This window comes from Aeromonas sp. QDB62, assembly GCF_027705695.1.
Classification (GTDB): domain Bacteria; phylum Pseudomonadota; class Gammaproteobacteria; order Enterobacterales; family Aeromonadaceae; genus Aeromonas; species Aeromonas allosaccharophila.
Map to the genome: position 1 here is coordinate 16,759 of NZ_JAPDCD010000010.1, position 22,514 is coordinate 39,272.

The following is a 22,514-nucleotide window of genomic DNA, read 5'->3' on the forward strand; positions in this document are numbered from 1 at the left end:
CAACGGGCGAGCGGCAAGATCACCATCAAAGCCGACTCGGATCCGGTGACCGATGTACGACTGACCCTCTCCGGTCAGGTCATGGATGCCAGCGGCAAGCCCATCACCCATAACGGCGAAACCCTGACCTGGAAAGCGGTTGGCACGGATGGTCACAGCTTCCAGGCAGTGACCAGCGGCGGTCTGGTAGTGATGACGGTGTCCATCCCGACCGTCCCCGCCAGCATCGCCGCTCACACCAGCGCGACTATCGATTATCAGGTGACGGTGCATACCAACCTGGATCACGGGGCGGATGACAAACTCAGCCTGACCTTGCCGGTCGAAGTCACCGACAGCGACGGCAGCGTGATCACTGGCAGTACCACCGCCGTGATCACCGACGCCGCCGATCCCGTGATCACTTCTATCGAGAGGGTCACCGTCAAGGAGTCGGATCTCGATGCAGTGAACGGTCAGCATCCAGGGACCACACCTGCAGAGAGTGGAGAAACCGATAGTGGCAAGGTGACCATTACTGCCGGTTCGGATCGGGTTGCCTCCCTTGAGCTGGATGTGGCTGCATTCAATCAGGCCAATCACCTCACGTCGGGTGGCAAAGCAGTTACGCTGGCAGCACACAGCACCGGCTGGTATTTGGCTACGGCCGAGGGGGGTAAGCCCGTTTTCTGGGTCCACCTCGATGTTAACGGCAGTTACAGCGTCCATCTGGTCGGCCAGCTTGATCACGGTGCACAGGGCAAGGATGAGTTGACCATCGAAGTGCCGCTGTTTGTCACCGATCATGATGGCGACCGCAGTCCGAACGTCAGTGTGACCGTAACGGTACAGGATGACATGCCTATCGGTACTGTTCTGGCTCATACCCTAAGCGAGGGGAGCAGTACCGTGACCGGCGATCTGCTGCCTACCGCCAATGAAGGTGCGGATGGTGCCCGTGTCGAGTCGGTCACCATCAATGGTCAGACGTACGCCATCAATGGTTCTCTGACGCAGGATGTGATGAGCCCAGATGGCAAGCAGGTGATGGGGTCACTGACCATCTCTGCCGATGGCTCCTATACCTTCGGGCCAGCAGCTGGTTTCAATCACGACGAAAGCCAGCTCAGTCAGGTGGTGACAGCCCATCTGGTGGATGGCGATGGCGATCGTGCAGACAGCACCCTGACCCTCAATCTGCAGGATGAAGCGGTGCACTTTACCGTCACGGCGGCGATTGGCAATGAGGATCAGGGGGCGCAAGACCCTATGCAGGGTATCCCTATCGACATGCAGCTCGATATTGGCGATTTCGATCGCGGTGAGCATGTGGATCAGCTCCTGATTCAGGCGCCCCCCAATGCCCATGGCACCTTCTATTACAACGGCGTTGCCCTCACCACCACGGCTGATGGCCTGTGGTTTATCGTGCCGGCAGCGGCCATGGTGACCAGTGACAATGTTCACTACACCACTCAGGGGGTGACCTTTGTGCCCTCAAGCAACTGGTCGAGCTGGAGCAATGGCAGTCAACCACTGCACTTCCAGGTGCAGCTGCAGGTCGGCGTCACCGAAGGCGCGGCACCTGCGGCCGTAACGGGCGAGCTGGCTGTGACGGTGCGCGGTGTGGCCGACAAGCCGATATGGGACACAACCAACACCACTCGCCACTATGACACCAATGAAGACAGCACAGGTATCAAGCTGGACGTCAAGGCGAGCCTGACTGACACCGACAACTCCGAGACGTTGACCTACCAGATCAAGCTGGAAGCGGGCAAGGGAACTTTGATGCTCAACGGTGCCGAGCTCAAGCCAAATAGCAGTGGCATCTACACCGTTTCGGCCGGCAACATCAACAAGGTGACTGTGGTTCCGGGCAAGGATTTCAGCGGTGACATCAAGTTGTCGGTGACCCCGATCAGCACCGAGAAGAACCCGATCGCTCCGGGTCAGGGTACGGCGCAGGGAGACAAGATTGAGCTGGTGATCAACGTCAATCCGGTGGCAGATGACGCCAAGCTGACCATTCGTGATATTCAGGGCAAGGAAGACACCCCGCTCGATCTGGGCAGCAAGATCTCCCTTGCTCATCTGGACGACAAACTCGATGACTCCGAGCAGCTGTTTGTTCGCATCAGCGGCCTGCCTGCTGGCGCGACCTTGTGGCTGGGCAGTGTAGCCGTGAGTCAGAACACCGCAGGCTACTACGAGGTGCCTTACGATCGGATTGGCGATCTCAAACTAGAACCGCCGAAAAACAGCAACGTCGATTTCGACCTGACCATCAAGGGGGTGGTGAAGGACTCGGCCACCTTGACCGATGCCAGTGGCCAGACACATACCGTGGTCAACGAGAAAGAGACCGCTGGTCAGACACTCCATGTGGATCTGGTGGGGGTGGTTGATAGACCGGACTTTATCCTCAATGGTACCGACTGGACCCATGAAGGTATTGGCAAGGGCTACAGCATCACGGTGGCAGAAGATGGTCAGGCGCCGCTCAACTTCAAGCTGGTTTCTGGTGAATTGGCTGATACCCCGTTAGATACCTCGGAAAGCCTTAACCTGGTGCTGAGTGGCCTGCCGGAAGGGGCCAAGGTATTCGATGCCAGCGGCAAGGAGCTGATGCTCACCTTTGCCGGACTCGATGCTCATGGCAAGCCGACCTATCAGGTCGATGTGTCGGATCTTGGCAATCTGGTGATCCAGCCGCCCCACAATAGCACGGCGGATTTGAACCTGATCGCCAAGGTGGTGGTGACTGAAAACGACGGCGACAGCAAGAGCTTCGATGTGCCGCTGCATATCAAGGTTGAGCCCGAGATCGACGCCACCGATTACAGCAAGACCAGCCATGGCCTTGAAGATCAGTTTGTGGTGCTGGACTGGCATCCGGTGTTGAGCGATGGCGCCGAGAAGGTGACGCACCTCAGCCTCTCAGGCATCGAGCCCGGTTACGAGATCTGGATCCGGGTGGGCGGGGTCGATACCCAGCTCACCGTGAACAGCGGTACGGTGGACTTGAGTGACACAGATCTGCGGAGCCTGTTAAACGGCGGCCAACTGCTGGTGAAAGCGCCGGAAGATAGCGACAGGGACACCACCATCCAGAGCCATGTCACCGTGACCCAGCATGATGTGGATTCGGGGGCCGTGGCCCAGAAGGTGATCGACGGCAATCTGCACGTCGATATTCAGGCGGTGGTCGAACCCGATGGCGAGTTGCAGATAGACAACCCCCTCCTCTTTGGCTTCCTCGATCAACCGGTGGATCTGGTTGGGGCATTCAGTTTTGACGACCGCGATCCCAGCAGCAGTGAGCGGATCGACTATCTGGTGATCAGCGATTTGCCCCCGGGATTTGTCGTTAATGGTGGTATCAGTGATGGTAAGGGCAACTGGACTGTTCCGGCAGGCAATCTGGGCAATTACAGCTTGCAGGCGCCGGATGGCTTTACCGGCCGGGTTAATTTCACGGTCAGTGCTCGGATTCTGGACTACAGCGATGACGGAGATATCAGTGTTCCCGTGGTTCGTGAAATGCCCGTGTCGGCAATCTTCATCTTTGCCAATGCGACCGATGAGAAGGCAGCCCAGATCATATTCCAACCTGCTGCCGTAGTCGGGGTTGAGGATCATGTTGTCGATCTCGGGGCTCAGCTCAAGTCGCAGATTGTGATTGCGAGCCAGGACAGTAACCACGATGAAGTGAGTATTGTCATCACAGGGCTCCCGCCGGGAGTCACTCTGCAGGGGCTCAATTACGACTTCGTCAATGGCGAATACCTGATCAAACTGCCGACCAGTCTGAGTGGTCTGGAGAATTTGACATTGGGGTTACCCACTGATTACGCCGGCACACTCAATCTGAACGTGCGAGTCGTTAATACCGATACCACCAGCGGCGATACCAAGCTGGTCGAGAAGCAAGTCACTCTCTCCATCACTCCGGAAGTAGATATCAATGGTGGCCAGGATGGTCAGCCCGAGCTGACGCTGCAGGTCAAGGATGTGAACGGTCAGCCCAGCAACCTGGAAGACACCGAGATCCACCTCGATCTCTCGGTCAAACTGGCTGATATCAGTCCTAGCGTGGCTGACGGCGGTCTCGAGACGGTGGAGGCGGTGACCATCACCGTCGATCCCAAGTTCGGCTATTTCCTGGTCGGCAACCAGCCACTGACCACCCTGGTGGTCAACGATGTGTCGGCGCTTAAAGATCTGGTGTTTGTGCCCAAAGAGCACTTTAGCGGCAAGGTGCCGCTCGATATCCAGGTCGATATTCTCGATACCGCCACCACCGGCACGGCGCAAGCCAGCTGGAACGGGCATGCAGAATTTGAGATCAAACCGGTCAACGATCCGGCCCAGCTCACGTTGCACAGTGTCACGGGGAGCGAGGATGGCACAGTCAACCTCGGCGGGCTAGGCGCGACCCTGATCGACAATGATGGCTCCGAGCAGATAGTGGCGCTGCAGATCAAGGGGGTACCGGATGGCTTCACCCTGTCTGCTCCGGCGGTCAACAATGGCGGCGGCGTCTGGCAGATCCCGGTGGGGACTGATTTCTCCAAGCTTACCCTGATCCCGCCAGCTGACTTCAGCGGCACCGTGGAGCTGTCGCTGAGTGCATTTACCCTGGACAAGGGGCTCACCATTCCGCTCGAAACCAGTGGCAGCTTTACCGTCACCGTGACGCCGGTGGGGGATGCCATCATCGCCGATATTCAGGATCAGGCGAGTGGCACCGAGGGGGATGTGATCACCCTGGATCTGGGGCTGGAGACCCGGGATACCCAGCCAACCGGCGGCAGTGTGGGTAATGTGCATGAGAACAAGCCCGAGCAGGTGCGGGTCACCATCGAAGGGGTGCCTGATGGTGCCCAGATCCGCTTGCCAAATGGCGTGGCGGGGACGGTTGTTGATCTGGGTGGCGGTCGCTGGCAGGTGACCACCGAGGGGGGCAAGCTTGGCGCTGTCGAGTTGGTGACCAATGATGCCAACGGTGCGCTGGATCTCAAGATCACGGCCCAGAGCCTCGACAACGGCGCCCTTGGCCCCGAGGTCAATGGCACCATCCGTGTGGATGTGAGCCCGGTCAACGATGCGCCAATCAACGTATTGCCAACGACCCCACTAGTTGCAGTGGAAGATCAGCCCTTCGTCATCCACGGCTTGCAGGTGAAAGATGTGGATGCGGGCAGCAGTCCCATCGAAGTTCGTCTCTCGGTCGAGCATGGCACCCTCAACCTGATGGCGGGCAGCGGGGTGACGGTGACCGGCAACGGGAGCGGGATGCTGGTGCTCAGCGGTCCGCTGGATGCCATCAATGCGCTGCTGTCCGGTGGGGTGACCTATCAGGGTGAACAGGACTTCAATGGTCAGGATCAGCTCACCATGGTGACCAATGATCTTGGCAATAGTGGTAGCGGCGGCGCGCTGAGCGATACCGACGTGGTAGCTATCGAAGTGCAGCCGGTCAACGATGCCCCGGTCAATCAGCTGCCTGGCAGCATGACGGTGAAGGAGGATGGCTCCCTGTCGCTCTCCGGCGTCAGCGTGAAGGATGTGGATGCAGGCAGTGCGCCAGTCTCCATGGTGCTGCGGGTCGAGCATGGTGTGCTGACCCTGCTGGGCGCGACGGGGGCCGTGGTGGTGCAGGGGGCGGGTACCAGCGAGATCTCCCTGGTGGGGTCGCTGGCCGATCTCAACCAGTTGCTGGCAAGCAACCTGCACTATGAACCGGCCAACGATTTCTGGGGGCAGGACACGCTCACTGTCACTACCTCTGATCAAGGCAACAGCGGTGCTGGTGGCCCGCTGAGTGACACCGATCAGGTGGCCATCACGGTCACGGCTGAGCCGGATATGCCGAATCTGACTGTGGATCAACATGCGTTCCATGCCTTGCAGGGGGCCGTTATCCCTCTTGGCATCAACGCCAGCGTGGTGAATCCGGCCACCGGTGAGCTCTCCATCCGCATCAGCGGTCTGGATGGGGCACAGGTGCAGGACGAGCATGGCCAGAGCGTCGGTCATGCCGATGGCAATGGTGACTGGCTGATCCCGGCCGATCACTCGGTTCCGCTCTTCTTCAGCGGTTTTGGTGACGGTGAGCATGTGTTGGGGATCAGTGCCGAGTCGAGTGTTGGCGGTTCAACCGTCAGCACGCCCCTTGAGACCATCACGGTGCACGGCCAGAGTGGTAATGAGCTGGTCGGTTCCGATCAGGGGGATTGGTTGTTTGGCTCCTCCGGTGATGACCGTCTGCTGGGGGGCCATGGCAACGACATCCTCACCGGCGAGGCTGGCAGCGATCTCTTCGTTTGGCAGCACGGGGATGAGGGGAGTGAAAGTCAGCCAGCGATCGATACCATCACCGACTTCCATCCGGAACAGGGGGACAAGATCGATCTGGCCGACATGCTGCAAGGGGTGAGCGGCAGCCATGTCGATGATCTGCTCAATCACCTCTCTGCCTCGGTGACCACGGGGAGCAATGGCCTGAGCGATGTGAACCTCTCGGTGGCGCCAGCCGGGGATGGTCATGTGACCCAGCAGATCACTCTGAAGGATGTGGATTTGACCAGCTGGAATCTTAGCGGTACTTCGTCCCACGATATCCTGCAGAGCATGCTGGAAGATCAACATAGCCTGATCATCCAGCACCCCTGATAGTGGGTGTGAAGCGTAAAAAAAGAAGAGCCGGCAATTTGCCGGCTCTTTGTTTATCTCTGCATGGATTGTTTTTTATACGGCCGCAAGGGCCGGGGGAGTCAGGCCAGCGCCTGGGCCAGCAGGTGGATCGGATGTTCACAGCGGAAGCTGGTGCTCATCTCGATCTGCCATTTGCAGGTCTCGCAATCGGTGATCACCAGATCGGGGGCCAGGCGGTTGATTTGATCAAACAGCCCTTCGCCGATGGTCTGGCTGGTTTCGTAGTTCTCCGACTTGAAGCCGTAGGTGCCGGCGATACCGCAGCACTGGGACTCCAGTACTGTCACCTTGACCCCGGGAATGGCGCGCAGCAATTCGAGGGTGTAGATGACGCCCCCCATCTTCTCCATGTGGCAGGGGGTGTGGTAGGCGATGTGCAGATTGAGCGGCTTCATCGCCGGTTTGTTGCCCTTGTAGAACTCGTTCCACAGGAAGCGGGTCACCAGCGAGATGCGATCGCGCACCTTGTGGTTGTCCTGTTCCAGCAGGTGGGGATATTCATCGCGCAGGGTGAAGCCACAGGTGGAGGAGGTGGCCAGCAGTGGCATCTCGTTGCCGAGCAGGGAGTTCTCCATCTGCTGGATGTTGAAGGCTGCCTGCTGTTTGGCCTTGTCCATGAAGCCGTTGGCAATCAGCGGCACGCCGCAGCACTTCTCCCGCTCCAGCAACTGCACGCCGATGTTCATGGCGTTGAGCACCTGCACCAGCTCCTTGCCGAGCTGCGGGTGGTTGTAGTTAACGTAGCAGCCGTGGAAGTAGGCGATCTGGCGCGCATAACAGGCCTGAGTCTCTTTCTGCTTCTTGTACCAGCCGCGGAAGGTGCCCTGGGAGTACTTGGGCAGGTCGCGGTGGGAGGAGACCCCCAGCGCCTTGTCCAGCACCAGTTTCATCGGCTTGAGGCCGGTGGTGAAGTTGACCACGGGGGCCATCAGGGTAGACATGCTGCCCATCAGGTCGGTGTGGGAGAGTACGAACTCGCGGATCCCCGGTTTGAAACCGCTGTACTGGTGCTTGGCCTTGGCGATGATGTCGCCGATGCGCACCCCGCTCGGGCAGGCTACTTCACAGCGTTTGCAGTTAGTGCAGTGCTTGAGGGCGCTGTCGAACAGCTCCGGGCTTTTGATCCGCAGCCGCTCCCCATCCGGGCCCGCCTGTTTCGGGCCAGGGTAGGCGGGGTTGGCCTTGGCCACCGGGCAGTAGGCGGTACAGACGGTGCATTTGATGCACTGATCGAAAGTTTGGTTGGCGTGATCCAGTAGCATGTCAGTTCTCCTCCCGGCGATGATGAAGACACGGGATATGGGACAAAGTAATCATTGGGCCGCGCCCAGAATATGGCCGGCAGCCTGCCAGCCGGTGGCAACGGCGACACCGGAACCTGACCCCTCTTTGATGGGGTCATAGTGCGCCAGCACGCTGCCAGCGCCGTAGAGGTTGACCAGCGGCTTGCCACCGCGCAGCACTCTGAGCTTGTCGTCAGTCTTGACCCCGAAGCCCATGAAGGGGTGGTGGTCAAACAGGCGTCGACCGGCCCAGGCATCACGCTCTTCCAGACTCAGCACATCGGCATCGAAGATGGGCTCGCGGATGCCGCGCAGACGGGACTCCAGCCCGCGACTGAAGAAGCTGCCGGAGGCGAGCACGAAGTGGTCCGCTTCAAACAGCTGATCATCGCCATTCTGGCTGTGCACGCCGATGACGCGATCACCCTCGTAGCGGGCGCCCAGCACCCGTTCACTGGTGAGGAAGGTGCCGCCAAGGGCCATGAAGCGGCGCTTGAGTGCCTCCTGCATCCGCATGCCGATCAGCGACGGCGGCATGGTGGCCACCTCCTTGATGGTGCAGCCGGTGCGCTGCTCCAGCTCCGCCAGACGCGGGCCGACCAAGCCAAGGGACAGGCAAGCAGGCAGCACGATATGGCGGCAGCCCGGTTCACCACACTCCAGTACCATGCGGCTGATCTCGCGGGCCAGGTCCGCCACCAGATGGTGCTTGTCACAGAGACGGGCGATATCGGCGGAGCGAAACTCGTGGGGGTTGCGGCTGAATTCCGCCAGCTGGGGCAGGCGTACTTCGCCGGTCAGAATGCGGCAGTGGGCGAAGCGGGGATGGGTCGCCAGATTGGCGGCCGCCAGCGCCGGATGAAAGTCGCGAAAGCCCTCGAGGGTGGCCAGCAGCAGTACATCCGGGATCGGCGTATCGGTGACGCAGGCACAGGTATCGGGGGAGAGCCAGGTGCGTTTGAGGGTGCCGATGGGGGTCAGGCGCTGGTGGTTGGTCTCGTGGCGCACCAGCGGCAGCCCCTGCTCGGCGCAGTGGCGCTGCAGATCGGCGAGGCTCGCTTCGATATTTTGCATCCCCACCTTGCTATAGGGGTGATCCGGATGGGCTGCCATAAAGGCGGGCAGGGCGGCGCGGGGATCTCCCTCGCTCTCCAGCAGATCGATCGAGCCGGAGGAGAAGTGCAGCGCACTCTGGCCGGAGGCCATCAGCAGGGTCTTCTGGCCCGCCTCTACCAGCCGCAGGGCGGCCGAGAGTCCCGCCATGCCACCGCCGATAACGATATTGTCAAACTTCATGACGGCTCTCCTTGTGAGTGGTCTCGCTGGTTGGGCCGCGAGGCGTATCGGCAACCAACTGCGGCGCCGTCCATTCTCCCAGGCCAAACAGCCCTTCGTAGATCCAGTAGGTGAACTCGGCCTCGCGCAGGGCATCGCCCCACAGGACGGGGCGGGTCCCCTTGTAACGCTCCTCGAGGAACTGGCGCAGCATGACGCAGGCCTGACGACCGTCAGCCTTGCCATACTCCTGCATCAGACCGGCGGCGCGATAGGCGCACAGCTCGCCCTGACAGGGCCCCATCCCCAGACGGGTGCGGCGGCGCAGGTCGATGAGGTTGTCCACATCCAGCTCGCGCAGGGCATATTCGATTTCGCCCGCGGTGACCATTTCGCACTCGCAGATGAGGGCGTTGGCCTTGGGGTTGTCACGGAAGAAGGCGATAACCCGCTCGCCGTGGCGGTATTGGGCAGAGCCTTCGACCGGCACCGAGAGGCCGGGAGCGGAGACCTTTTCCGGATCCCGTGAGCCGGGCAGGCTCAGTTCGGCGGTCTGGCAGTGCTTGCTGTTGCCGAGCTTCTTGGCCAGCAGATCGGTGGCCCACTCAGCCATCAGGCGGTAGGTCATCAGCTTGCCGCCGGTGATGGTGTTGAAGCCCTTGAGGCCATCGCGCTCGGCGTGATCCAGCAGCACGATACCGCGGCTGATGTTGCGGCCGGTGTCGTCACCGTCCACCGCCACCAGCGGGCGTACCCCAGCGTAGGCGCGTAGCAGACGGGTGCGGGCCATAATGGGAGCGAGCTTGATCCCTTCGCGCAGCAGCACCTCGACCTCTTCGGGTTCGACGGTGAGCTGGTCAATCTTGTTGTAATCGATGCGACTCGACGTTGTACCGATCAGGGAGATGGTATCGCCCGGCACCAGAATGTCGGCATCCGCCGGTTTACGGGCGCGGTTGAGCACCAACTGGTTGATGCGGTAATCCATGATGAGCAGGGAGCCCTTGGCCGGGAACATGCGGATGCCGAGATCGGCGTATTCGCAAATTTGCTGGCCCCAGATGCCGGCGGCGTTGATCACCTCCTGACACTCCACCTCGAACGCTTCGCCGGTGCGGGTGTTGATGGCTTTGACCCCGTGCACCCGATCCTGCGTGCGCAGCAGCCCCAGCACCTTGCTGTGGGTGAAGATACGGGCGCCATGTTCTTTCGCGTCCAGCACGTTGGCAGCGGCGAGGCGGAATGGGTCGACCGTGCCATCCGGCACATGGATGGCGCCGATCATCGCCGGGTTGGCGTTGGGTTCGAGCAGCAACGCTTCGCGGGGATCGAGCTGGCGGGTGTCGATACCGGCCAGGGCGCAGGCATCCATAAAGGTGCGTTGGAAATTGATGTCATCTTCCGGCAGGGTGAGGAAGAGGCCGCCCGTGTCCTCGACACAGTGGCTGGCAATCCGCTTGAGGATGCGGTTTTCCTGGATGCATTCGCGGGCGGACTCCTGATCCGTTACCGCGTAGCGAGCACCGGAGTGCAGCAGGCCGTGGTTGCGGCCGGTGGTGCCAGCGGCGATATCATCGCGCTCGAGCAGGATGCAGTCGATGCCGCGCAGTGCGCAATCGCGCATGATGCCGGCCCCTGTGGCACCGCCGCCTATGATGACGACTTGTGTGGTTATTCTTTTCATTGTTGCCCGTCTCATCTCTTCCAGATGAGGCCAGTGTGGCGCACTTCTGAGTGAAAATGTTTGATATGGGCCAAATTTGCGCTCGCAAACGCTCATTCGCTCGCGCGTTAATGAGCATTATGTGACATTTGTCACGCTTGCCATCGCATCGATTTGTCGGCCGGTGGCGAATGACAGGTACAAAAAAGGGGCATCGGATGCCCCTTGCCGCTGTTTGACGAGTCTGGTGGGTGTGTTACGCGTCAGCCACAGCACTTCTTGTGCTTTTTGCCGCTGCCACAGGGGCAGGGATCGTTGCGGCCGGTTTTGAGCGGCAGGGGATCGATCTCCCCTTCGGTGTAGACCCAGCGCCCCTGATAACGCCCGAAGCGGGAGCGCTCATGCAGGCAGTGGCGCTTATCCCCCTCCAGAAACCAGGCTTTGAACTCCACTATCCCGGTTTCATCTTGCGGGCCGCCCTGGCTGGTGATGAGCTCGAGACCGTCCCAGCGGGTGTCGATGCGTGAAAGCTCTTCGGCGGTGAGGCCGCCGAGGTGGGCCGGATGCCAGCTATGGACCAGATACTCCCCCAGCCCGAGCACGAAGGCGCTGTAGCGCGAGCGCATCAGCTGCTCCGGGGTGTCAGCCACAGCGCCACTGTGAAGTGAGCCACAGCACAATTCGAGAGAAAGGGTTGAACTGCAAGGACAAAGATTCATGATTTTCACATTCTGGCCGATTTGTTTAAGTGAATTGTAACGAAAGGGGGGGTCGCCCTGCCAGCACCTATACTGATGAGTAGGCTAGGAATTCCAATAAAAACAGCTGCAAGGATGTGAAAGATGACGCTAAAACAGAAAATCCTGTTACTGGGTGCAGTACCAGTACTGCTGATGGCCCTGGTGGTCAACCTCAGTAACTACATGGTCTCCAAGAGCGCTCTGGAGTCTGAGCTGGTGGTGGCGAGGGAAGATGCCATCAAGGAGCGCAAGGCGCTGCTCAGCAGTTACATCATGATGGCCAAAACCGCCGTCGATGCCGTATATGCCCTGCCGGATTCACCGGAAAATCGTCAGAAGGTCAAAGAGTTGCTCAGGCCACTGCGTTACAGCAGTGACGGCTACTTCTTTGTCTATGACTTTGAGGGTAACACAGTGCTGCTGCCGACCCGTGCCGAGCTGGAGGGAAAAAACCGCTGGAATGACAAGGATGCCAAGGGCAAGTTGCTGATCCAGGACATCCTCAAGGTGGCCCGTCAGGGGGATGGGTTCTCCGAGTACTGGACGGCCAAACCCTCCATCGGTCGTGATGCCCCCAAGCTGGCCTTTAACATGGTGCTGGACAAGTATCAGTGGGTCATCGGTACCGGTTTCTATATCGATGATATCGACAACGATCTGGCCGCCCTGCGCGCAGAGCGCGAGAGCAACATGTATGCGTCGCTGCAGAGCAGCGTGCTGGTGATCCTGCTGATCCTAGGTATCACCCTGGTCGTGACGGTGATCGTGGGTAACCGGGTGACCAAACCGCTGGCGGATGCGGTGTCGGCGCTCAATGACATTGCCGATGGTGAGGGGGATTTGACCCAGCGTCTCAAGGTGCAGAGTCAGGACGAGATTGGCCAACTGGCCAGCGCCTTCAATCGCTTCGTCGAGCGGATCCAGTCGGTGGTGAGCCAGGTGGGCGAGACCAGCAATCACCTCTTTAGCGCCGTTGAGAAGCTGCACAATCTGAGCGAACACTACGATCATCAGATGCAAGGCCATAGCCGCGAGACCGATCAGGTGGTGACCGCGGTGACCGAGATGAGCTCCACCGCGCAGGAGGTGGCGGCCAGCGCCTCCAATGCCGCGACAGCAACCAGCGATGCGGCCCGTGAGTCTGACGCTGCCCGCGGTGTGGTGAGCGGGGCCATCAACAGTATCAACCGGCTGGTGGGGGAGGTGCATACCGCCTCCGGCGTTATCGAGCAGCTGGCGCAAGAAACCGCCAAGATTGGCTCCGTGGTGGAGGTCATTCGCGGCATTGCCGAGCAGACCAACCTGTTGGCGCTCAATGCCGCCATCGAGGCGGCCCGGGCCGGCGAACAGGGGCGCGGCTTTGCGGTGGTAGCGGATGAAGTGCGCTCCCTTGCTGGCCGTACCCAGCAGAGCACCAAGGAGATCAACGAGATGCTGCAGCGGTTGCAGGGCGGCGTCAAACAGGCGGTGGATGTGATGCAGGCGAGCGAAGAGCGCAGTCAGGAGACGGTGCAGGAAGCGGGACACATCGCCAGCTCCCTCGACAGCATGGTGACGGCGGTCAGTACCATCAACGACATGAATATCCAGATCGCCACCGCCGCCGAGGAGCAGCATGCGGTGTCGGAGGAGATCAACAAGAACCTGGTAGCCATTCAGCAGATCGTCAGCGAGCTGACCGATGCGGCGGTGGAATCCAACAGCACTACCCGCGATCTGGCCAATACCGGTGACAAATTGCGCAAACTGGTCTCCCAGTTCCGTTATTGATCCTGTCAGGGTCCGTGATGACAACCACAAGATGCGGTCTGAACTCCGGTTCAGGCCGCACTTTATTTGGGGATTGCCCAATAATGTGTGAAAATTGGCGGCCCCTGTGTCAGCCCTTAATCCATATCCTATGAATGAGATCGTGAAAGGCAGTATCGACTTGATCCGGCAGCTCAACTACGGCCTGGTGTACGCCAGTCTGGAGGAGCACAAGGAGCTGTCACGTACCGATCTCTCCCGCCTGACCGGCCTCTCCCCTGCCAGCATCACCAAGATCACCCGTGAACTGCTCGATGGCGGTCTGGTGGTGACCTGTGGCGAAAGTTCGGTGGGGCGCGGCCGTCGCCAGACCCTGCTGCGCATCAACGAGCGCCGCTTCCAGTTTCTCTCCATGCGTCTTGGTCGTGGCTACGTGGATATGGCGCTGTTCGACTTTTCCGGTCGCTCGCTGGCTCGCCAGCGCCACCTCTTTACCGAAGAAGAGCGGGCCGATCTGTTGGGCAGTCTGGTACACGCCATCAAGGTGTTTCTGCCGAAAAAGTCCCTCAGTCTGGCCTGTATCGCCCTCTGTCTGCCGGGTCAGGTGGAGCGTCACTCCGGCATGGTCAAGCACTTCCCCTTCTACGATCTGCGCAACTGGCCGCTGGGGCCCACGCTGCAACAGGCGTTCTCGGTACCTGTGCTGGTGAGCGGTGACGTGCGCACCTGGATCCAGGCCGAGCGGGAGTGGGGGGCTGCCAAGAATTGCGCCGATGCGGTGCTGGTGTTTGTCCACAACGACATCGGGGTCGGCATGGTGGTCAATGGCCAGCTGATCGAGAGCGAGAATGCGCTGCTCGGGGATCTCAGCCACCTGCAGCTCGAGCCTTACGGCCAGCGCTGCTACTGCGGCGGTTTTGGTTGTGCCTGCACCCTGGTGACCAATCAGGCGCTGGAGGCGCAATACCGGGATCTGCGCGAGCGGATGCAGGAGCACGACTTGCCCGAGAGCGTCACCATCCGCGAACTGTGCGAGCTGGCGCTGGCGGGCAACAGCCTTTGTCAGGATATTCTCCATCAGGCGGCGGGCCGCCTCTCCAAGGTGCTCTCCAACCTCATCTGCCTGCTCAATCCAGGCAAGTTGCTGCTGGGGGGCGAGATCACCCGTGCCGATCGGCTGCTGTTCCCCATGCTGCACCAGTCGCTGGCCAGCCAGTTGCCTGCCGAATATCTGGTGCGGCTGCAGATTGAATCCACCCACTTCTACGAAGACCCCACCAAGCCCACCTCGGTGCAGGTGCACAAGGCGCTGCGCGATGGCAGCCTGTTGCTGGAGCTGCTGCGCAGCTGTCAGGAGTCGTAAGGCAAGAGAGTTTGGCACTGTGTCTGGCGAAAGGGGCAGGGATTGCTGTTCCGCCAGCGCGTAACTCGGTACAATCTTGCGCTTTTCCGGCAGCGCCCCTGTTATCGCACCCTGTGGCGCCGTGACATGTTGGCACCGCTGCCGTTCCTGTTTTGACTCAGTTGTGAACCTAGATGAAGCCTGTTCCTGATCACGCCGTCAACCGCCTGCGGGCCTGGCGCAAGAGTATCTCTACCCGACCGTTTCTTGCCCGTGGCGGCACCCTGGCCCGCTGTCCGGCCTGTCAGCTGCGCGAGGACTGGTGTGCCTGCGAGTGGCGCCCCGAGCTCAAAGCCGAGGCCGGTTTCTGCCTGCTGATGTATGACAGCGAGCCGATGAAGCCCTCCAACACCGGTCGCCTCATCGCCGATGTGTTGCCGGATACCACCTGGGCCTTCCTCTGGTCACGTACCCAGCCCCATCCCGAGTTGCTGGCCCTGCTGGCCGATCCTGCCTGGCAGCCCTATGTGGTCTTTCCTGCTTGCGAGAAGGAGCCTGCCCGCCTGACCGGTGAGGTGACGTTGGCGCCGGGCAAGAGGCCGCTCTTTATTCTGCTCGACGGCACCTGGCCCGAGGCGCGCAAGATGTTCAACAAGAGCCCCTATCTGGACGGTTTTCCTGTGCTTGCCATCAAGCCCGATGCGCTCTCCACCTACGGGATGCGAGTGGCCAACTGCGATGAGCACCTCTGCACCGCCGAGGTGGCGGCCTGCGTGCTGGAAGTGGCGGGAGAGCTCAAGGCGGGGCAGGCATTGCAACACTGGTTCAATCTGTTCAGCAGCCGCTACATGGCCGGTCGGGTCAGCCGTTTCCCCGGTGCCGATGAGGATCATCTGTGTGAGGCGCTGGCGGCCATCAAGGAAGCGAACGTCGCTTCACCGGCTTGCTAACTGGCCCTCTGAGGGTTGGGGCAGGGGCGTGGCAACTCACATCAATGAAAATCAGGAATCAATTGGCTGCCACTGTTTCGTTAGATTCATCGACGGTGGCCCGCTAGGATAGCGGACAGCCTGTGCAGCCCCTGCACAACCCCGTTTTAGTTATCTCCGGTTGCCCAACCCCTTCGGGCAACCCAATCTCGTGAGGTCTATGGATGGAATTGGAACTGGTTACCCTGTTTGCCCTGTTTGGTGTGGCGCTTGTCGCCGGCTTTATCGATGCCATCGCCGGTGGCGGCGGCCTGCTGACGGTGCCAGCGTTGCTCGCCACCGGCATGCCGCCCGCGCTGGTGCTCGGCACCAACAAGCTGCAGAGCAGTTTCGGCTCCTTCTCCGCCACCTGGTTCTATGCCCGCAAGGGGCTGTTGGAGTGGGCCATGATCTGGCCTGCGGTGATCTGCACCTTTATCGGTGCTGCCATCGGCACACTGGCGGTACAGACCATCGATGCCGCCATTCTTGAGCGCTTGCTCCCTTTCCTGCTGATGGCCTTTGCCTGCTACTTCTACTTCTCGCCGCGGGTAAGCGATGCCGAGAGCTCTCGCCGTCTTACGCCCATGTTGTTTGCGCTGCTGGTGGGGGGGGGGGTCGGCTTCTATGACGGCTTCTTCGGGCCGGGTACCGGATCGTTTTTTGCCATCGGTTTCGTGGCGCTGGCGGGCTTTGGCATGGCACGGGCTACCGCTCACACCAAGTTGCTCAACTTCACCTCGAATATTGCCTCCCTGCTGTTCTTTGCCCTCGGTGGCAAGGTGGTGTGGAGTGTCGGTTTTTGCATGGCGCTGGGGCAGTTTATCGGGGCCCGTTTCGGCTCCAAGATGGTGTTAAAGCAAGGGGTGAAGCTCATCAAGCCGCTGCTGGTGACCGTCTCGTTGCTGATGTCTGCCAAGCTGGTCTGGAGCCAGTATCCGGAGCTGTTTGCCTGGATCTGAACCGCGGCGAGTGGGCAACAAATTGGATGTTTACGGGGCCCTTAGGCCCCGTAAACATCTGGCGGGTTTACACAGTTAGCGCGGCGTGTCGCTGCAGTGGCGAAAGTGTTGGTGCAGGGCGCTGACCAGCTGGGCAACCCGCTCGCGCTTGAGGCTGCTCTGCCGGTAGACCAGATGGAGGGGACGGCCCAGTCCGGGCAGTGGGCGCGCCATCTCCCCCTGTTCTCCTACCAGCCCCAGCAGGCCAGCGGGCAGCAGTACAGGGCCAATGCCTGCCTTGGCGAGCTCGATGAGCGCCAGATAGGAGTCGAGCTCCATGGCGGGCTCCAGCCCCATCTCTGCCAGCGGTTCGCGCAGGTAGCGGTTGGAGGGGTTCTCCAGATCCATGGCGAGGATCTTGCGCCTGCTTTCTCCGCTTGCTGGCGGCAGGCTCTGCTGCGCCTCGCCAACCAGATAGAAAGGCTCTTCCAGTAGCAGCTCGGTGCCGAGGCCATGGCCGGGCGGGAGGCGACCGGCGCAGATGCCGAGCAGGGCATCGCCGCTGCGCACCCGCGCCAGAATCACCGGGGTGTGGTGGGTAGAGAGGGCAAGATGGGGATCGCGGCCCAGATAGTCGCGCATAAAGTGGGCGAGGTAGCCCGCCAGCAGGGTTTCGGAGCAGGCGATGGGGAGCGGGCTGTGATCAGCCAGATCCTGGCTATCTGCCAGCACCCCCTTCATTTCGGCCAGACTCGGTGCCACCCGCTCCAGCAACTCCTTTGCCTGCGGGGTGAGGCGGATCTGGCGCCCCTCCGGCTCGATCAGCTTCTTGCCAAGGCGCTGCTCCAGCTGGGCAATCCGCTTGCTCACCGCCGACTGGCTGATATAGAGGCGACTGGCCACCTTGGCCATGGTCCCTTCGCTCGCCAGCAGGCTCAGCGTCTCCAGCCCTTCCAGTAACATCTCGCCCTCTCGTGTCGCCACCATGCCTATCGAATGGTGCTACCTTAGGGGCTGACTGGCTCAGGAGCAAGCGTCGTTTGCTGCCTTGGCCGGTCGAATGCGCCATTTGCTTAAGGGCGGCGCGAAGATCAGCAGATTGCCAATGAGGCTCACCACCACCCCGACCACCGAGACCGGCTGCCAGACAAAGCCTTCGTAGAAGGTGGAGAGGGTGAGCGCCACCAACGGAAAGAGCACGGTGGCGTAGGAGGCCTTGCTGGCACCGATGCGCCCCACCAGGGTCAGGTAGGCGGTAAAGGCGATCACCGAGCCAAACAGGGCGAGATAGACCATGGCCGCCAGATAGTGACTGTCGGTCGGCACTACCAGTTGCTGGCCGAGCAATGTGACCCAGCCCAGCAACAGCGCCACGCCGTAAACCATGCCCCAGGGCACCAGTTGCAGTACGTGATAGCCGTGGCGCTGACCCCGGGCCGAGATCAGATTGCCTAGTGAAAAGCAGAGAGTACCGCCGCAGGCGAGCAGCAGCCCCTTCCAGCCGTTTGCACCCAGTTGCGCATCCGCCAGCACCGGCCAGAACAGCAGCAGGGTGCCCAGGAGCCCCAGCAAGGAGCCTTGCAGCCAGCGCAGGGTGGGGCGCTTGCGCTCGAACAGCCAGAGGTTGAGGCCGTTGAAGATGCTGGCACTGGCGAAGATCACCGCCGACATGCCGCTCGGGATATAGCGGGTGGCGTGGTAGAAGCAGAGAAAGTTGGTGGAAAAGAGCAGGGCACCGAGCAGTGCGGCGTAACGCTGGCCGTGCCAGGGGAGGCGTGGGAAGCGGCCGCTGGCGGTGAGCAGGGCAAACAGTGCCACCGCCGCCAGCAGGAAGCGGTATAGCACCGACACCTCGATGGGGATGGGGCCAAGTTGCCAGGCGATGGCAATCCAGGTGCTGCCCCAGATAAGCACGGTAGCAAGATAGAGCATCAGGTTCATCACAGTTCCGGTGAGTCAGGGGGAGAGATGACCCACTATGGGGCGAGCTCTGATGGCTGGATTGCACCATCTTGCGGTTTTTCATCGCCCTGCGCTGTCATCTGCGGGCGTGGTCGGTAAGATGGATGGCAGGCGGGAGAGCCGCGCAAATAACCGGACAGGTGGCAGGGGCGAATGAAAACAGCAGGGGTATTTGATGCACTGGTCAGCACCGGCGCCCGGCTGGAGGACGCCTGCTGGCTCGAACCCGGGCTCGGGGTGGCCAGCTGGCGCAACTGCTATGACCAGACCCGCTATCACAAGCCGGGCCACCACACCCTGAGCGTCTATCTGCAAGGGGGCGAGCAGACCGAGCGGCTTGATGGGCCGGGTGGCCACGGTGGCACCGGCAAGGTGTGCATCATGCCGGATCACCACAGATCCGAGTGGCTGGTGCGCGAAGAGTTTCGCTTCTTTCATCTCTACTTCACCCCGGCTCACCTCACCCGTATCGCCGAGGAGGTGTGTGACAAGGAGGGGCGCCACCTGCAACTGGTGGACAAGACCTTTATCGACGATCCGCAGGCGGCCGGACTGGTGCAGCGCCAGCTGATGCAGCTGGAGTGGCAGCACGGGGTCGATCGGCTGGCGCTCTCCCACGGCGCCTGGATGTTGATCCTCCATGCCTATCGCCACCACACCGAGGAGGCCCCCGGTTTGCCGCCTCTACGCGGCGGGCTGGCGCCCGTGGTGATCAAGCGGGTGCAGGAGTATCTGCAGGCCCATCTGGCCGATTCGGTCACGCTGGCAGAGTTGGCGCAGCAGGCGGGGCTGAGCGAGTATCACTTCGCCCGCATGTTCGGCCAGAGTCTCGGCTGCCCGCCCCACCGCTATCTGCTGGGGCTACGGCTCAAGCGGGCAAAGCAGCTGCTGGCAGGCCCGGAGCCACTGGCCAGCATCGCCAGTCAGTGCGGTTTCTCTTCCCAGGCCCATTTCGGCAACCGTTTTCGCGAGGCGTTTGGTTTGACGCCGGGACAGTGGCGGGCGAAATTGTCATCTTCCTGTCACAGATAACCCTGAGACTTTGGGCAAAAGAGGTGTACTCTCTACCACTTATCCATTGAAAGGAATGCCCATTGAATTATCGCAAACGTCAAACTCGTACTCGTCACCTCTGGTTTAGCCACTGGAATGTTCCGCAAGATCGCACCGCTGTTGTTACCCCTCCCGAACCTGCAGTGCCTCACAGTTCACGTTGAAATCCCCCCGCCTGCGATAGGATTTTTCCGGTAATTTTGCCACTATTGCCCCATCACAATGATGTGGACATGGCTGGATGTTTCTGGAACGTATTGAAGTCAAAGGTTTTCGCGGTATAAATCGCCTGTCGCTCGGGCTGGATCACACCACAGTGCTGATCGGCGAGAACACCTGGGGTAAATCGAGCCTGCTGCGCGCCCTCTGGTGCCTGCTGGGGCAAAATGCCGAGCCCTATCAGTTCACCGCCGAGGATTTTCACCAACCGGAAGATCCCGAACTGGCGCCGGCACGCCACCTGCAACTGGTGCTCACCTTCAGTGAGCACAGACCCCAGATGTGCCAGCACTCCCGTCGCCTGGCTCGTCTCAGCCCCTCCTGGGTGCTGCATAAAGACAAATTCCACCGTATTCACTATCGCGCCAGCGCCGAGCTGCAGGCGGATGGTTCTGTGCTCACCATGCACGACTTTCTCGACGGCGTGGGCAAGAGTCTGCCCATCGCCAATGCCCATGAGCTGGTCTCCATGCTGATCACCATGAACCCGGTGTTCCGGCTGCGCGATGCCCGCAGTGCCCGCAACGGGGTAGAGACCCTGCAGTGGGGAGATCTCTCCGAACATCGCCTGAGCGAGCTGGCGGACAAACTGATCGACGAACCCCAGCGCATCGGCGAGCCGGAGCTCAAAGAGGCTCTGCAGGCGGTGCGCCAGCTGATGGATCACTACTTCAACGCATTGGCCCCCATCAAGAACAAGCCGCGCAGTCAGCGCGACATCATCAATCGCCCCATGACCCTGCGCAATCCGGGTAACCTGCATACCCTGCTGCGCCGCGCCGACAACCGCGCGCTGCAACTGGCGATGGCGGGGATGGCGGCCACCCTGCTGCAGGCGCGGGGCAACCGCGAGCTGGAGGAGGGGGCCCGCCCCATCATGATCCTGGAGGACCCCGAGAGCCGGCTGCACCCAACCATGTTGGCGTTGGCGTGGGGGCTGCTGGAACAACTGCCGGGCCAGAAGCTGCTCACCACCAACTCGGGGGATCTGCTCTCTTCCCTGCCGCTCAATCAGGTGCGGCGACTGGTGCGCCGTCAGCAGGATATCCTCTGTCACCAGCTGGGCGGCGAGCGCTACAGCAGCGACGATCTGCGCAAGATTGCCTTCCACGTGCGGATCAACCGCCCCATGTCGCTGTTTGCCCGCTGCTGGCTGCTGGTGGAGGGGGAGACCGAGATCTGGCTGCTCTCCGAGCTGGCCCAGATCTGCGGTTACAGTCTGCGGGCCGAAGGGGTGCGGATCATCGAATTTGCCCAGTGCGGCCAGTCGCCGCTGATCAAGGTGGCGCGCGACTTTGGCATCGAATGGCACCTGCTGACCGATGGCGACGAGGCGGGGCTCAAGTATGCCGCCTCGGCCCGGGGGCAGCTCAAGGGCGAGCGGGAGCGGGACCGACTGACCCAGCTTCCTGCCGCCGACATCGAGCACTACCTCTATCACAATGGTTTTGAAGCGGTGTTTCGCCGCGAGGCCGGGGTGGGCGGGCGCGCCATGTGGAGTGCCAGTCACATCATCAACAAGGCGATCCATCACCGCAGCAAGCCGGGGATGGCGCTGGCGGTGGTGGAAGAGGCGGAGCGGCTCGGCGCTGAGCATATTCCGCCGGTGATCCGCCAGATGTTTGCCCGGGTGGTGGCGCTGGCCCGCGGTCAGGGCTAAAGCCGGCGCCGCATCCCGTCACTATGGGCATGGCTGCCAGCAGGACGCCCTTCAAGGTGGGCCCTGCTGGTGGAAATTGCCCCGGATTGTTTGCCCACGATTGTTTGTCGCGATTGGGGATAGCCGCCGGTTTGGGTATACTCGCCCCTCTCTGGCGCCCCCTGTGGCGCACCTCGAATCTTTACTGCTGGAGGCGTCGTGTTCGTCCAACTCCCTTTTTGGCTCTTTCCCCTCACCGGATTGATGGCGCTTGGCGCCCTGATCGCCCTCGGTATCGTGCTGTGGCGCGGTGATATCTGCCCCGGCCAGCGCTCGCGCATCAGTCAGCAGCTCTTCTCCATCTGGGTCATTACCGCGCTCTCCTTGATGCTGGCGGTGGAAGCCAAGGCGGCCAGCTGGCTGATCTGGAGTGGTGGTGTGGCACTGGTGCTCGGGGTCGGCTTGTCGCTGGCCCAGTCACGGCTGGAGGGTAAGCGTTCAGTCCCCTCAACGCTGCTCTGGCTACCGGCGTTGCCGCTCGCTGTCTATGGCTTCGGGCTGCTGCAACTGCAAGGCTGGGTGAGCGGTCTACTGCAGATGGCGATGCTGGGGGCGGCCTTTGCCCACCTGATGCTGCTGCGGGCCCGTCATCGTCTCAAGGCATTCAACACCCTGTTGCCGCTGGCCGGTCTGGTGGGGGCGATGGCCAGTCTTATCTGGCTGGCGGTGCTGGTGGGTTGGCAAGGGGGCGAGGCCAATCTCGATGCGCTGATCCCGGCGGTGGTGACCCAGGCGGCCCTGCTGGTGGCCTCTCTGCTGCTCTGGTTCAGTCCGCTCTATCTGCAGCGTGATACCGCGCCTGTGGTGGTCTCCACGACCCTATGTGGCCTGCTGATCGCCCAGATTGCCGCCACCAGCGTGTTGCACCAGCTGGTCTGATGCCTGCGCCGAAAAGAGAAAGCCCCGAGCCAACGCTCGGGG

General features: G+C 61.2%; 14 protein-coding genes. 8 read left to right on the top strand and 6 right to left on the bottom strand.

What is annotated here, in order from left to right:
* On the top strand, positions 1-6,657 hold a 6,657-nt coding region (locus tag OKC27_RS06780; RefSeq protein ID WP_270806028.1), incomplete at its 5' end, for a T1SS-143 repeat domain-containing protein.
* 101 nt (positions 6,658-6,758) lie between these two features.
* Here the strand turns inward: OKC27_RS06780 and glpC are convergent.
* From glpC to OKC27_RS06800, 4 genes are all read right to left on the bottom strand, one after another.
* On the bottom strand, positions 6,759-7,961 hold the full coding sequence (glpC, locus tag OKC27_RS06785; protein WP_182937590.1) for an anaerobic glycerol-3-phosphate dehydrogenase subunit GlpC: 1,203 nt from the start codon (positions 7,959-7,961) through the stop codon (positions 6,759-6,761).
* A gap of 51 nt (positions 7,962-8,012) precedes the next feature.
* Positions 8,013-9,278 (bottom strand): glycerol-3-phosphate dehydrogenase subunit GlpB, encoded by a 1,266-nt coding sequence (gene glpB, locus OKC27_RS06790; protein WP_182970935.1) that lies wholly within the window; start codon positions 9,276-9,278, stop codon positions 8,013-8,015.
* Positions 9,268-10,941, bottom strand: coding sequence for an anaerobic glycerol-3-phosphate dehydrogenase subunit A (glpA, locus tag OKC27_RS06795; protein ID WP_182937588.1), 1,674 nt, complete (start codon positions 10,939-10,941; stop codon positions 9,268-9,270). The genes glpB and glpA overlap by 11 nt, the downstream gene beginning before the upstream one ends.
* Positions 10,942-11,183: 242 nt before the next feature.
* The gene (locus OKC27_RS06800) at positions 11,184-11,639 is read right to left on the bottom strand and encodes a YchJ family protein (protein WP_270806029.1); all 456 of its coding nucleotides are present in this window, start codon (positions 11,637-11,639) and stop codon (positions 11,184-11,186) included.
* Between the two features lie 123 nt (positions 11,640-11,762).
* Here OKC27_RS06800 and OKC27_RS06805 point away from each other — a divergent pair, with 123 nt between their 5' ends.
* The 4 genes from OKC27_RS06805 (at position 11,763) to OKC27_RS06820 (ending at position 16,681) form a co-directional block, all read left to right on the top strand.
* Positions 11,763-13,430 (top strand): methyl-accepting chemotaxis protein, encoded by a 1,668-nt coding sequence (locus tag OKC27_RS06805; RefSeq protein WP_182970937.1) that lies wholly within the window; start codon positions 11,763-11,765, stop codon positions 13,428-13,430.
* 130 nt (positions 13,431-13,560) lie between these two features.
* Positions 13,561-14,772, top strand: a complete 1,212-nt coding sequence (locus OKC27_RS06810; protein WP_075112130.1) for an ROK family transcriptional regulator — start codon at positions 13,561-13,563, stop codon at positions 14,770-14,772.
* Between the two features lie 173 nt (positions 14,773-14,945).
* Entirely contained in the window at positions 14,946-15,701 is a 756-nt protein-coding gene (locus OKC27_RS06815) for a tRNA-uridine aminocarboxypropyltransferase (protein WP_182970938.1), read from the top strand.
* A 203-nt stretch (positions 15,702-15,904) separates the two neighbouring features.
* Positions 15,905-16,681, top strand: a complete 777-nt coding sequence (locus OKC27_RS06820; protein WP_021231324.1) for a TSUP family transporter — start codon at positions 15,905-15,907, stop codon at positions 16,679-16,681.
* A gap of 75 nt (positions 16,682-16,756) precedes the next feature.
* On the opposite strand, the gene OKC27_RS06825 is transcribed toward OKC27_RS06820, so the two are convergent.
* Together OKC27_RS06825 and OKC27_RS06830 are read right to left on the bottom strand one after the other, a co-directional pair.
* On the bottom strand, positions 16,757-17,623 hold the full coding sequence (locus OKC27_RS06825) for a LysR family transcriptional regulator (protein ID WP_182970939.1): 867 nt from the start codon (positions 17,621-17,623) through the stop codon (positions 16,757-16,759).
* A gap of 60 nt (positions 17,624-17,683) precedes the next feature.
* On the bottom strand, positions 17,684-18,601 hold the full coding sequence (locus OKC27_RS06830; protein ID WP_182970940.1) for a DMT family transporter: 918 nt from the start codon (positions 18,599-18,601) through the stop codon (positions 17,684-17,686).
* A gap of 174 nt (positions 18,602-18,775) precedes the next feature.
* Between OKC27_RS06830 and OKC27_RS06835 the strand changes: the two genes are divergently transcribed.
* The 3 genes from OKC27_RS06835 (at position 18,776) to OKC27_RS06845 (ending at position 22,472) form a co-directional block, all read left to right on the top strand.
* Positions 18,776-19,654 carry a helix-turn-helix domain-containing protein gene (locus OKC27_RS06835; protein ID WP_182970941.1) on the top strand — a complete coding sequence of 293 codons (879 nt, stop codon included), beginning with the start codon at positions 18,776-18,778 and terminating at the stop codon, positions 19,652-19,654.
* A gap of 262 nt (positions 19,655-19,916) precedes the next feature.
* Positions 19,917-21,554, top strand: a complete 1,638-nt coding sequence (locus OKC27_RS06840; RefSeq protein WP_042657190.1) for an ATP-dependent endonuclease — start codon at positions 19,917-19,919, stop codon at positions 21,552-21,554.
* Between the two features lie 198 nt (positions 21,555-21,752).
* Positions 21,753-22,472, top strand: a complete 720-nt coding sequence (locus OKC27_RS06845; protein ID WP_182970942.1) for a hypothetical protein — start codon at positions 21,753-21,755, stop codon at positions 22,470-22,472.
* The last annotated feature ends 42 nt before the right edge of the window (positions 22,473-22,514 follow it).

Bases quoted from the DNA above. Each gene is read 5' to 3' on its own strand.
- glpC (WP_182937590.1), bottom strand. From the start codon at position 7,961: ATGCTACTGGATCACGCCAACCAAACTTTCGATCAGTGCATCAAATGC.
- glpB (WP_182970935.1), bottom strand. From the start codon at position 9,278: ATGAAGTTTGACAATATCGTTATCGGCGGTGGCATGGCGGGACTCTCG.
- glpA (WP_182937588.1), bottom strand. From the start codon at position 10,941: ATGAAAAGAATAACCACACAAGTCGTCATCATAGGCGGCGGTGCCACA.
- OKC27_RS06800 (WP_270806029.1), bottom strand. From the start codon at position 11,639: ATGAATCTTTGTCCTTGCAGTTCAACCCTTTCTCTCGAATTGTGCTGT.
- OKC27_RS06805 (WP_182970937.1), top strand. From the start codon at position 11,763: ATGACGCTAAAACAGAAAATCCTGTTACTGGGTGCAGTACCAGTACTG.
- OKC27_RS06810 (WP_075112130.1), top strand. From the start codon at position 13,561: ATGAATGAGATCGTGAAAGGCAGTATCGACTTGATCCGGCAGCTCAAC.
- OKC27_RS06815 (WP_182970938.1), top strand. From the start codon at position 14,946: ATGAAGCCTGTTCCTGATCACGCCGTCAACCGCCTGCGGGCCTGGCGC.
- OKC27_RS06820 (WP_021231324.1), top strand. From the start codon at position 15,905: ATGGAATTGGAACTGGTTACCCTGTTTGCCCTGTTTGGTGTGGCGCTT.
- OKC27_RS06825 (WP_182970939.1), bottom strand. From the start codon at position 17,623: ATGTTACTGGAAGGGCTGGAGACGCTGAGCCTGCTGGCGAGCGAAGGG.
- OKC27_RS06830 (WP_182970940.1), bottom strand. From the start codon at position 18,601: ATGAACCTGATGCTCTATCTTGCTACCGTGCTTATCTGGGGCAGCACC.
- OKC27_RS06835 (WP_182970941.1), top strand. From the start codon at position 18,776: ATGAAAACAGCAGGGGTATTTGATGCACTGGTCAGCACCGGCGCCCGG.
- OKC27_RS06840 (WP_042657190.1), top strand. From the start codon at position 19,917: ATGTTTCTGGAACGTATTGAAGTCAAAGGTTTTCGCGGTATAAATCGC.